10 protein-coding genes, 1 pseudogene and 1 riboswitch are annotated in these 10,934 nt (G+C 72.7%); of the genes and pseudogenes, 5 read left to right on the top strand and 6 right to left on the bottom strand.

Going from position 1 to position 10,934, the window contains the following annotated elements; translation table 11 throughout:
• Positions 1-467 (top strand): annotated as a pseudogene (locus B9S58_RS07010) (hypothetical protein); the annotation flags it as partial.
• Here B9S58_RS07010 and B9S58_RS07005 read toward each other — a convergent pair.
• From B9S58_RS07005 to B9S58_RS06995, 3 genes are all read right to left on the bottom strand, one after another.
• Positions 457-1,248 carry an enoyl-CoA hydratase/isomerase family protein gene (locus B9S58_RS07005; RefSeq protein ID WP_103531251.1) on the bottom strand — a complete coding sequence of 264 codons (792 nt, stop codon included), beginning with the start codon at positions 1,246-1,248 and terminating at the stop codon, positions 457-459. The pseudogene B9S58_RS07010 and the gene B9S58_RS07005 overlap by 11 nt on opposite strands.
• A gap of 145 nt (positions 1,249-1,393) precedes the next feature.
• Positions 1,394-1,615, bottom strand: a complete 222-nt coding sequence (locus B9S58_RS07000) for a helix-turn-helix domain-containing protein (protein ID WP_181009214.1) — start codon at positions 1,613-1,615, stop codon at positions 1,394-1,396.
• A 320-nt stretch (positions 1,616-1,935) separates the two neighbouring features.
• Entirely contained in the window at positions 1,936-3,534 is a 1,599-nt protein-coding gene (locus tag B9S58_RS06995; protein WP_103531250.1) for an ABC-F family ATP-binding cassette domain-containing protein, read from the bottom strand.
• A 377-nt stretch (positions 3,535-3,911) separates the two neighbouring features.
• Between B9S58_RS06995 and B9S58_RS06990 the strand changes: the two genes are divergently transcribed.
• On the top strand, positions 3,912-4,322 hold the full coding sequence (locus B9S58_RS06990) for a VOC family protein (RefSeq protein ID WP_103531249.1): 411 nt from the start codon (positions 3,912-3,914) through the stop codon (positions 4,320-4,322).
• A gap of 22 nt (positions 4,323-4,344) precedes the next feature.
• On the opposite strand, the gene B9S58_RS06985 is transcribed toward B9S58_RS06990, so the two are convergent.
• From B9S58_RS06985 to B9S58_RS06975, 3 genes are all read right to left on the bottom strand, one after another.
• The gene (locus B9S58_RS06985; RefSeq protein ID WP_103531248.1) at positions 4,345-5,694 is read right to left on the bottom strand and encodes a hypothetical protein; all 1,350 of its coding nucleotides are present in this window, start codon (positions 5,692-5,694) and stop codon (positions 4,345-4,347) included.
• A gap of 184 nt (positions 5,695-5,878) precedes the next feature.
• Positions 5,879-7,006 carry a S9 family peptidase gene (locus B9S58_RS06980; RefSeq protein ID WP_103531247.1) on the bottom strand — a complete coding sequence of 376 codons (1,128 nt, stop codon included), beginning with the start codon at positions 7,004-7,006 and terminating at the stop codon, positions 5,879-5,881.
• Between the two features lie 68 nt (positions 7,007-7,074).
• Positions 7,075-7,734: a class II aldolase/adducin family protein gene (locus B9S58_RS06975; protein WP_103531246.1), complete on the bottom strand. Its 660-nt coding sequence runs from the start codon at positions 7,732-7,734 to the stop codon at positions 7,075-7,077.
• Between the two features lie 277 nt (positions 7,735-8,011).
• Here B9S58_RS06975 and B9S58_RS06970 point away from each other — a divergent pair, with 277 nt between their 5' ends.
• The 3 genes from B9S58_RS06970 to B9S58_RS06960 all read left to right on the top strand — a co-directional run bounded on the left by B9S58_RS06970 (position 8,012) and on the right by B9S58_RS06960 (position 10,912).
• Entirely contained in the window at positions 8,012-9,283 is a 1,272-nt protein-coding gene (locus B9S58_RS06970; RefSeq protein ID WP_103531245.1) for an inorganic phosphate transporter, read from the top strand.
• A gap of 12 nt (positions 9,284-9,295) precedes the next feature.
• On the top strand, positions 9,296-9,526 hold the full coding sequence (locus B9S58_RS06965; RefSeq protein WP_103531244.1) for a hypothetical protein: 231 nt from the start codon (positions 9,296-9,298) through the stop codon (positions 9,524-9,526).
• Between the two features lie 150 nt (positions 9,527-9,676).
• Positions 9,677-9,809: riboswitch (cobalamin riboswitch) on the top strand.
• Positions 9,810-9,946: 137 nt separating this feature from the next.
• Positions 9,947-10,912, top strand: coding sequence for a cobalamin biosynthesis protein (locus tag B9S58_RS06960; protein WP_103531243.1), 966 nt, complete (start codon positions 9,947-9,949; stop codon positions 10,910-10,912).
• The last annotated feature ends 22 nt before the right edge of the window (positions 10,913-10,934 follow it).

The following is a 10,934-nucleotide window of genomic DNA, read 5'->3' as shown; positions in this document are numbered from 1 at the left end:
CGCCGAGCGCGCTGCCGCCGGGGCCGCTTCGGATCGAGGCGGAGTTCTCGGCCGCCCCGGACCGGCCGCTGCCCGACTCCGCGGCGGCCCTGCGCGCGGCGCTCCTCACCGCCGCCGCCCGGCTGGGTCTGGAGATCGCCGAGGTGGATCTGACGGTGACGGCATTGCTGGAGGACGGCGCGCCCGATCAGGTGACCGCTCAGGTGACGGCGACGGCCACGGCCCGGGGCGCGAAGCCGGAGGGCCCGGTGGCAACGGCGGCCGCCGGGGCGCCGGGCGTCGTCTCACTGACCCGGGTCCTGGGCAGCCCCGTGCACACCGCCCCGGACCACGTACGGGTCGAGGTGGCGGCGGCCGCGGATCACCGGACGCTGGATGTCGCCCGGTCGGTGCGCACGGCGGTGGCGGCGGCCACGGAGGAGCGGCTGCCGGTGTCGGTGCTGGTCACGGAGGTGGTCAGTCGGTGATGCCCGCCAGGTCGCGGAGCCGGCGGCCCTGGGCGGCCCGCTCGGCGACGCGCTGCTCCTCGTAGTCACGCGAGAGCGCGCCGCCGAGGAGGGCCTTGGTCTCGACGACGGCGTCACGGGGGGCCGCCAGCAGAGCGGCGGCCAGGTCGCGGGCCGCCGCGTCGAGCTGGTCGGCGGGAACCACGAGGTTGGCGAGGCCGGTGCGCTCGGCCTCCTCGGCGTGCACGAAGCGGCCGGTGGCGCAGATTTCGAGCGCGCGGGCATACCCCACGAGGTGCACCAGGGGGTGGGTGCCCGTGAGGTCGGGAACGAGGCCGAGGCTCGTCTCGCGCATGGCGAACTGCACGTCCTCGGCGACGATCCGCAGATCGCAGGCGAGGGCGAGCTGAAAACCGGCGCCGATGGCGTGGCCCTGGACCGTCGCGATCGACACGAGGTCGTTGCGGCGCCACCAGGTGAACGCCTCCTGGTACTCGGCGATGGTCGCGTCGAGCTCGGCCTCCGGGCCGCGCGCCATGTCGAGGAACGACGGCTCGCCGTCGAATCCCTCGGGGGTGAAGGCCTGCCGGTCGAGGCCCGCGGAGAAGGACTTGCCCTCGCCGCGGAGCACCACGACGCGCACCGTGCCGGGCAGCGCCCGTCCGGCCTCGGTCAACGCCCGCCACAGAGCGGGAGACTGAGCGTTGCGTTTGGCCGGACGGGTGAGCGTCACCGTGGCGACGGCATCGTCAACGGTGAGCCGTACGCCGTCCTTGTCGAGCACAGTGTCGAGCGAGGTCATGGGGCGCCTCCGGATGGGGTGCAGTCAGCACTCGGAAAGAAGTGACTGAACAGTAACCACCCGGACGACCTTGCGGTCGGCCGGGTGGTCACCCCGAGTTCCGTTGGGCCCGAATGACGCCGAAGACGCCGAGAGCTCAGAGACCTCAGGCCGAAGCGGCCCTCTTGCCTCGTGTCGCGCCGCCACGTCCCCGCAGCGTCACTCCGGACTCACTGAGCATCCGGTGGACGAACCCGTAGGAGCGGCCGGTTTCCTCGGCCAGCGCCCGGATGCTCGCACCGGAGTCGTACTTCTTCTTCAGGTCTGCCGCGAGCTTGTCACGCGCGGCGCCGGTTACCCGGCTGCCCTTCTTCAGAGTCTCGGCCACCCGTGCCTCCTCGTGGGAAGTGCGCTCTGGACTCTCATGATCACCCCTCCCGCGCTTCCTGGCCACCCATTCGGCAAGGTCGGTACGAGCGGTTTCCCGGACGAGAAGCACGTCGACACGAGCGGAATCCCTGATTCCGGCGGGCAAGCCAAGGCGCATCGCGCGGACCGACCGGAGAACGGCCAGGTCAGGGCCGTACGGAGCAAGGCGGCCGGAAAAGGGGCGCACGGCGGGTGAGCGCCGGGCGCACCACCGGAGTACGAGACGTCCTCACGCAGATGATGGATCACGCGTAGGCCGAATGATCTATCCCCGATGGATCAGGCGAGGGCGACGAGGTCGCGGTAGTCCGCTCCCCAGAGGTCCTCGACGCCGTCCGGGAGCAGGATGATCCGCTCCGGCTGGAGCGCCTCGACGGCGCCCTCGTCGTGGGTGACGAGGACGACGGCTCCCTTGTAGGTGCGCAGCGCGCCGAGGATCTCCTCGCGGCTGGCGGGGTCGAGGTTGTTCGTCGGCTCGTCGAGCAGGAGCACGTTGGCGGAGGAGACGACCAGGGTCGCGAGCGCGAGCCGGGTCTTCTCGCCGCCGGAGAGCACACCCGCGGGCTTGTCGACGTCGTCGCCGGAGAAGAGGAAGGAGCCGAGCGTCTTGCGGACCGCGACGAGGTCGAGGTCGGGAGCGGCGGAGCGCATGTTCTCCAGGACCGTGCGCTCCGGGTCGAGCGTCTCGTGTTCCTGGGCGTAATACCCGAGCTTGAGGCCGTGGCCCTCGATGATCTCGCCGGTGTCGGGCTTCTCGGCGCCGCCGAGCAGGCGCAGCAGCGTGGTCTTGCCGGCGCCGTTGAGACCGAGGATGACGACGCGGGAGCCCTTGTCGATGGCGAGGTCGACGTCGGTGAAGATCTCCAGCGAGCCGTACGACTTGGACAGGCCCTCCGCCATCAGCGGGGTCTTGCCGCAGGGCGAGGGGTCGGGAAAGCGCAGCTTGGCCACCTTGTCGGAGACCCGCACGGCCTCCAGGCCCGAGAGCAGTCGGTCGGCGCGCTTGGCCATGTTCTGGGCGGCTACGGTCTTGGTGGCCTTGGCACGCATCTTGTCGGCCTGCGCGTTGAGGGTCGCGGCCTTCTTCTCGGCGTTCTGACGCTCGCGCTTGCGGCGCTTCTCGTCGGCCTCGCGCTGCTGCTGGTAGAGCTTCCAGCCCATGTTGTAGACGTCGATCTGGGAGCGGTTGGCGTCGAGGTAGAACACCTTGTTGACGACCGTCTCGACCAGGTCGACGTCGTGGGAGATCACGACGAAGCCGCCGCGGTAGGACTTGAGGTAGTCGCGCAGCCAGACGATGGAGTCGGCGTCGAGGTGGTTGGTGGGCTCGTCGAGGAGCAGGGTGTCGGCGTCCGAGAAGAGGATCCGGGCCAGCTCGACGCGGCGGCGCTGACCACCGGAGAGCGTATGGAGGGGCTGGCCGAGCACCCGGTCGGGCAGGCTGAGCGCGGCGGCGATGGTGGCGGCCTCGGCCTCGGCGGCGTACCCGCCCTTGGTGAGGAACTCCGTCTCCAGGCGCTCGTACTTCTTCATCGCCTTCTCGCGGGTGGCGCCCTGCCCGTTCGCCATCCGGTCCTCGTTCTCGCGCATCTTGCGCAGGATCGTGTCGAGACCGCGGGCGGAGAGGATGCGGTCGCGGGCGAGGATGTCGAGGTCGCCGGTGCGCGGGTCCTGCGGGAGGTAGCCGACCTCGCCGGACCTGGTGATGGTGCCCCCGGCGGGGGTGCCCTCGCCCGCCAGGCACTTGGTGAGGGTGGTCTTGCCCGCTCCGTTGCGGCCGACGAGGCCGATGCGGTCGCCCTTGGCGATGCGGAAGGAAGCGGATTCGATGAGGATGCGGGCGCCGGCACGCAGCTCGATGCCGGAAGCGGTGATCACGGAAAAACTCCAGGGCAGTATGGACGGCGGAGGGACGAGGGCGGAGGTCTCTCGACGCCGCTAATGCACAAGGAGGAAAGCCATACGGCTCATTCTACTGGCGGTGCGCAACTTCTTTTCCGCGTGCCCTGCGGGACGAACCATCCGGTACGCGGCGCAGGGCGGCACCTTGTCGCCCGCCCGGGCCCGAGGTGGGGCCGCGGGCCGACTGCTACGCCGGGGTCTGCACGGGCGACATGGCGCAGCGCGACCTGTCCGCCTGAGCCGAACACCCCCTGACCTGCGGGAACGCCTCCCGGGAAGGCATTGTCAGCGCCCGGTGGAAGACTGAGACGCAGATCACGTCAGACGTGGGGAAGTCAGAAGGGGTGAGTGCCATGGCAGGCGCCGCGAGCCGGGTTCCGACGATCTACCCGACGATCCTGTACGACGACGCGAAGGCCGCGATGAGGACGCTGACGCAGGGCCTCGGCTTCAACGAGGAGGCGGTCTACGAGGGGGAGAACGGCAGTGTGCTGCATGCCGAGCTGTCCTGCGGCAACGGCAGGGTGATGCTCGGTTCCACGGGGCGCGAGGGACTGTTCGCGCAGGCGATGGCGGGCGCGGGCCCGGCGGGGGTGTACGTGGTGGTGGAAGAGGTGGACGAGCACTTCGCCCGTGCCAAGGAGTTCGGTGTGGAGATCCTCATGGAGCCGACCGACCAGGACTACGGCTCCCGGGACTACATGGCGCGCGACCCCGAGGGCAATGTGTGGAGCTTCGGGACGTACGCCCCGGGGTCCGGCTGAGCGGACCCCGGCGGCGGGCGGTTCAGGCTCCTCCGGTGTGCACCTGGAAGGCGGCCCGGCGGACCGCCTTGGCCAGGGCCGGGTCCGGGTGGGCCGCGGCCAGGGCGACCAGGACCTGGACGGTGCGCGGGTGGCCGACGGCCCTGACCTCGTCGAGCAGGGCCGGGACGGTGCCCTGGACCGCGGAGTCGAGGTGGCGGACCAGCAGCCCGGTCTCGCCGTGGTCGGCGACGGCGGCCGCGGTGTCGACCCAGAGCCAGGTGGCTTCCTCGCGGCTGAGGACGTCCTGGGCGTCGTCCGGGTCGTTGCCCTCGTACTCGGCGAGCCAGAGCAGCGCGTAGGGCCGCAGCGAGGGTTCGGCGAGCACGGAGCGGACCTCGGGTTCGGCGGGGGCTCCGACGACCCTCAGCGCCTCGAAGGCCAGTCCGCGCAGCAGCGCGTCCTCGCCCCGGGCTACGGCCAGCAGTTCGGCGACGGCGCTGCCGACGGTGCGGGCGGCGAGCCAGGCGCGGTATTCGTCGCGGGCCGGACCGGGGGTGAGCCGGGCGCAGCCGAGGAGCATGTCGGCGGCGGACTGCTCGATGTTCCCGGCCGGGCTCTGGGCGGCGACGCAGATCTGTTCCAGCTTGACCCAGACCGCCCAGTTGCCGAGCGGGGTGAGGGTGGCGTGCCCTTTGCCGAGGGTCAGCGCCCCGACGGCGGCGAGGCCCTCCAGGGCCCAGTCGAGCAGCAGGGCGTTGAGGTCGTCGCTCCGGGTGGGTCCGGCGGCGATCCCGGCCGGACCGGCGATCCCGGCGGTCTCCGCCGCGGCGGCGGGCGCGGTTCTGCCGGGCCCCAGGAGCACTTCGCAGCGCTCCTCCTGGAGTTCGGCGACGCGCTGACCGAGGAGGTCCAGCAGGGCGGGGACGGTGACGGGGCCCGCGGAGAGCTGGAGGAGGGAGAGCACCTGGGGCACGGCCTCGACGGCTTCGGCGACCGCGCCCGCCTCGATGTCCGCGGGGGCGGCGTGGACGAGCGACCAGGCGTCGAAGAGCGCCACCCAGCCGCGGAGGACGGCGGAGTCGTCCCGGTCCCAGGCGCGCAGCCGCCAGCCGGGGCGGGCGGTGTCGCCGTGCAGTTCGACGAGTCCGGCCAGCCGGGCCCGGTCCCAGCCCGCGCGGACCTGCGCCGGGGAGAGCTCCAGAGCGGTGGCCGCCCGTTCGAGGGCATGGGCCGCGAGCGGGGCGGCGGTGCCCGGCCCCGGCGTGCCGGCCGCCCAGTGGGCGATGCGCACGGCGTCGGCGAGCACCGTCCTGGCCTGGCGTGCCAGTTCCGTACGGGGCGGGGTGCCCTCGGGGGGCCGGGGAGCCGGCCTGGTGCGCCGGGTGGTCACGGCCTTGCGGGCGGTGGCAAGGGGTCGTGGGCGGACAAGTCGCAGCCTGGAGTCGCGCGGAGTACGGGACGTCACGGGAGCAGTCTTGCTCCTGACGGCCCGAAAGCCCAAACGGAAGGCGTTTCACCGGTACGTGAAAGGTTCCCCCGGTGCGACGGCAAGGGGGAGAGTTCACCCCATCGGCTCACATCAGGGGCGTGAGGAAGCGCCGCAGGGTCTCCTCGTAGCGGGCCGGGTCGGCGTTCCACATCGACGCATGCGGAGCCTGCGGTACGGCGTGGAGGCTGACCAGATCCGCGCGACGGGCGGCGAGCTCACGGGAGGGTCCCCAGGGGGCGATCGCGTCGTCCGGGCCGTGCAGGATCAGGGTCGGGGTACGCAGGGAGGCCGGCACGGAGGTCTCCAGCACCGGGGCGCCGCTCATCCCGGTCCTGCCCTGGGCGGCCCGGACGGCGAGCGGCAGCAGAGCGGCCGGGGCGCCGCGGGCGGCGGCCAGGGCGCGCAGGGTGACCGGCCAGTCCAGTACCGGGGAGTCGAGGACGAGGCCCCTGATCCGGTCGCGGAGCGGGGACTCGACCGCGGCGTACAGGGCCGCGGTGGCGCCGGTTGACCAGCCGTGGACGATCACGTTCCGGGCGCCGTGGCGCAGGGCGAAGCGGAGGGCGGCGTCCAGGTCGCGCCACTCGGAGGCGCCGAAGTGGCCGAGGCCGCCGGCCGGGCGGGGTGCTCCGGGGTCGCCCCGGTGGGCGAGGTCGAGCACGGGGAAGCGCTGTCGGTGCAGGAACCCCATCAGGTTCATGGGATGGGCCCGGGTGGTGCCGAGGCCGTGCACGGTGATGACCCAGGTGTCGCGCGCGCCGGGGACGTACCAGGCGGGCAGGGTTCCCAGCTCGCCGGGGATCTCGACCTCCTGGTGGTCCAGGCCGAGGTCGCTGCCCGGATCGCCGCCGTACAGCGCGGGGGTGAGCCGGACCTTCGCGCCGGGTTCGAGGAGGCCCTGGCCGACGCTCTCCAGCCTCCGGACGACGGTGTCGGCGGCCTGGGAGGCCCCTTCGACGACGGGCCCGACGACCGCGTGGACCCCGGGTCCGGCCAGGCCGTAGGTGCCGGGCCGGAGCGCCGAGAAGGAGCGGGTCAGGGTGACCCGCCCGGACGCCGCCGCGTGCACGGTGAGTCTGCGGTCGGCGGGGAGGGGACGTCCGGGCGCCGCCTTGAGGGCGACGTCGCTGGCGTATCGGCCGGCCGCGACCGCTGCCGCGCCGACGCCGAGGATCGTGGTGACGGCCGTTGCCGTCGCGGTTACCGGGCGCACCGCTTCAGTGTCGTGGGGCGGGAGGCGGGCTGCCAGCGGACGGGGGCCGTCCGGGCTCGGAGCGCGGGTCAGCCGGGCTGGCCGTATCCCTTGAGTGCTTCGGTCACCTCGGCAAGCTGGGCCGCGTCGAGCAGGGACGGGGTGCGGCCGGGCACGGAGCTCGCGGTGAGCCAGAGGTGGCACAGCCACTCCAGTTGGGCGGTGCGCTCGTAGGCCTGGTCGAGGGTGTCGCCGTAGGTGACGGTGCCGTGGTTGGCGAGCAGACAGCCGGTGCGGTCGCGCAGGGCCCCGAGCATGGCGTCGGCCAGTTCCGGGGTGCCGTAGCAGGCGTAGGCGGCGGTGCGGACCGGGCCGCCGAGAACGGCGGCCGCGTAGTGGACCAGCGGTACCTCGGTGACGAGGGTGGAGACGGCGGTGGCGTGCACGGCGTGGGTGTGGACCACGGCGGTGGCGTCGGTGGAGCGGTAGACCGCCAGGTGGAGGGGGAGTTCGCTGGTCGGCCCGAGGTCCCCCAGGACCTGGCGTCCTTCCAGGTCGACGCCGACCGCGTCGTGGGGGCCGAGCCGGTCGTAGGGCACCCCACTGGGCGTCACCAGGACGAGGTCGCCGACGCGGGCGGACACATTGCCCGAGGTGCCGACGACCAGGCCGTCCGCCGCGCTTCGGCGGGCGGTCGCGACGACGTCACGCCAGGTCTCCCCGACGGATTCCGGGTGCTGCTCGCTCATGGGGCGAGCGTAGGCGCGAACGCGCGCAACCGGAACGTCACATGGGGAGTGACGGGGATCTCTTCCGGGTACCGAACAGCCGTTCAAAATGTTCACCAACGGGCGGCAAAGGGCAGTCCACGCCGCACCCCAAAGGCATCCCGCAGCCCCTCCCGCACACAAGCGGAAGCGACCCACTCCGCTTGGGGTCACCACAGCGCCCTGCTCAGTTCATCTTCCGTTCACCCAGGTTGCCTACGGTCCACGTGCCACTGACGTCGAACGATTGCCTGGGTAAATGGAACACATCACGCTGCTGCTTGCGATTGTGGTCGTGACAGCTCTCGTGTTCGATTTCACGAACGGTTTCCACGACACCGCCAACGCGATGGCCACCACCATCTCGACCGGCGCCCTGAAGCCCAAGACAGCGGTGGCGATGTCCGCCGTTCTCAACCTGATCGGCGCGTTCCTGTCGGTGGAGGTCGCCAAGACGATCTCCGGCGGGATCGTCAACGAGGACGGCCTCAGAACCGAGGTCATCTTCGCGGCGCTCGTCGGCGCCATCCTGTGGAATCTCCTGACCTGGCTGGTCGGCCTGCCCTCCAGCTCCTCCCACGCCCTGTTCGGCGGTCTGATCGGCGCCGCGGTCATGTCGGCCGGCTGGTCCTCGATCAACGGTGGCACCGTCGTCACCAAGGTGCTGCTCCCGGCAGTCGCCGCCCCGCTGGTGGCCGGTCTCGCCGCGATGCTGGCCACCCGGCTGACGTACCGGATCAACCGGAACGTCACCGACGAGGGCCAGCTGAAGTCGACGGCCAAGGGCTACCGGGCCGGACAGATCGCCTCCGCCGGTCTCGTCTCGCTCGCCCACGGCACCAACGACGCCCAGAAGACGATGGGCATCATCACGCTGGCTCTGGTCACCGGCGGCGTCCTCGCCCCCGGCTCCAATCCGCCGCTGTGGGTCATCGTCTCGGCAGGTGTGGCCATCGCGCTCGGCACCTACCTCGGCGGCTGGCGGATCATCCGCACCATGGGCAGCGGTCTGACCGAGCTCAAGCCGCCGCAGGGCTTCGCCGCCCAGACCAGTGCGGCGACCGTCATCCTGGCCTCCTCGCACCTCGGCTTCTCGCTCTCCACCACGCAGTCCTGCTCCGGCGCCGTGATGGGCGCGGGCCTCGGCCGCAAGGGGGGTGTGGTCCGCTGGTCCACCGCCACCCGGATGTTCGTCGCCTGGGGTCTGACGCTTCCTGCGGCCGGTCTGATCGGTGCAGGTGCCGAGTACCTGACCAAGCAGGGCCCCTGGGGCATCGCCGTCACCGCGATCGTGCTCGTGGGCGGTTCCTTCGCGATCTGGCTGGCCTCGCGCCGCCAGCCGGTCGACCACACCAACGTCAACGACACGGCCGGTGGTGACGAGGAGCCCCAGGGCGTCGTCACCACGGCCATCGCCGCGGTCCAGCCGCCGCCCGCCGCCGGCCCGACCTCCGACCTCATGACCACCATCCCGGCCCCGGCCCCGGCCCCGGCGCCCGACGACCCGGCCCGGCCGCCGGCCACGGTGTAAGGACAGATCCGCATGAAAATCGACTGGGCAGCTCTCGCCTCCGTCTTCGGTGTCAGTCTCGTGGCCACCGTCGCGCTGGTCGGCCTCTTCACCCTGGGCATCGTCGCCCTCTCCAAGCAGTCCACCACGGCCGGAAGCAGCGCCTCCGGCGGATCGGTCGCGCTGGCGCGCACCGGCGCCTACGCCTGCTTCGGGCTGTGCACGGCGGCGGTCGCGTACGGGATCTACATGATCGTCGCCTGACCCCGCTCCACCGCACTCCTTCGGGCCGGACACACCCTCGTGTGTCCGGCCCGATGTGCGTCCGCGCACAGTCGGGCCCCGCAGGTCAACGGCAAGTTGACGGTTGTTCGCAGGGCGTGGTGGACTGCCGGAGCCATTTACGGCGACAGCAGAGGAAGCCGGTGCGAATCCGGCGCGGTCCCGCCACTGTCACCGGGGAGCACTCCCCCACACCGGATGTCACGGCCCGCCGCACGCGGGCTGGAAGGCCGGGGGAACTGCGGATCCGGAAGCCAGGAGACTCTCGTCGCCGGTCACGTCGAACCAGGGCGCGGACCCTGAGTGAGGACCTACGCCATGCTCGGCCGCCGTGCGCCGCATCCCGTGCCCCCCAGTCAAGTCCCCGGTCCCGGAACGCCTCTGCCCGCGGCGGCCTGAGCCGTGTGTGCCGACCGCGTCTTCGCGTACGGCGCCACGGCCGGGCTGATCGCCGACGCTCTGCTCGGTGACCCCCGGCGTGGCCACCCCGTCGCCGGATTCGGCTGTGCCGCCGCGCGGGCCGAGACGCTGCTGTGGCGTGACGACCGGGGTGCGGGCGCCCTGCACACCCTCGTGTGCGCCGGAGGTGCCGTGGGGGCCGCCACGCTGGCCGCCCGCGCCGTCCGGGGACGCCCCGCGCTCGCCGTCGCGCTGACCGCCGCCACCGCCTGGTCCGTCGTCGGCGGTACGTCGCTGGGCCGGGAGGCCCGCGCCATCGGCGGTGCCCTGGCCGCCGGGGACCTCGAAGTGGCCCGGGAGCGGCTGCCGCATCTGTGCGGGCGCGATCCGCACTCCCTGGACGGTCCGGGGATCGCCCGCGCGGTCGTCGAGTCGGTCGCCGAGAACACCTCGGACGCCGTCGTCGGCGCACTGGTGTGGGGGGCGATCGGCGGGGTGCCGGGGCTCGTCGGGTTCCGGGCCGTGAACACGCTCGACGCGATGGTCGGCCACAAGTCGTCCCGCTACCGCCGATACGGCTGGGCCTCGGCCCGCCTGGACGACCTCGCGGGGTGGCCCGGCGCCCGGCTGACGGCCGCGCTGGCCGTGGCGGCGGGTGGGCGGCCGTCGGACGCCGTACGCGCCTGGCAGGCCGATGCGGGACGCCACCCGAGCCCGAACGCCGGGCCGGTGGAGGCCGCGTTCGCGGGGGCGCTCGGCGTGCGGCTGGGCGGGACGCTGGCGTACGCGGGGCGCGTTGAGCACCGGCCGGTGCTCAACGGGGAGTCCGGGCGGGACGTGCGGGGCGCGGACATCGAACGCGCGGTACGGCTCTCGCGCCGGGTAAGCACGCTGGCCCTCGGTGTGTGCGTGGCGGGCCGGCTGGTAGCGGGGCGGATGGCCGCGGGGCGGAAGCGGGGTCGGTCATGAACGGTCCGGCACGGAACGCGGC

The organism is Streptomyces sp. SM11, from assembly GCF_002910905.1.
Classification (GTDB): Bacteria; Actinomycetota; Actinomycetes; order Streptomycetales; family Streptomycetaceae; genus Streptomyces.
Note: the sequence above shows the minus strand (reverse complement) of the source record. Positions and strands in the feature narration are given on the sequence as shown.

Bases quoted from the DNA above. Each gene is read 5' to 3' on its own strand.
- B9S58_RS06970 (WP_103531245.1), top strand. From the start codon at position 8,012: ATGGAACACATCACGCTGCTGCTTGCGATTGTGGTCGTGACAGCTCTC.
- B9S58_RS07005 (WP_103531251.1), bottom strand. From the start codon at position 1,248: ATGACCTCGCTCGACACTGTGCTCGACAAGGACGGCGTACGGCTCACC.
- B9S58_RS06975 (WP_103531246.1), bottom strand. From the start codon at position 7,734: ATGAGCGAGCAGCACCCGGAATCCGTCGGGGAGACCTGGCGTGACGTC.
- B9S58_RS06965 (WP_103531244.1), top strand. From the start codon at position 9,296: ATGAAAATCGACTGGGCAGCTCTCGCCTCCGTCTTCGGTGTCAGTCTC.
- B9S58_RS06990 (WP_103531249.1), top strand. From the start codon at position 3,912: ATGGCAGGCGCCGCGAGCCGGGTTCCGACGATCTACCCGACGATCCTG.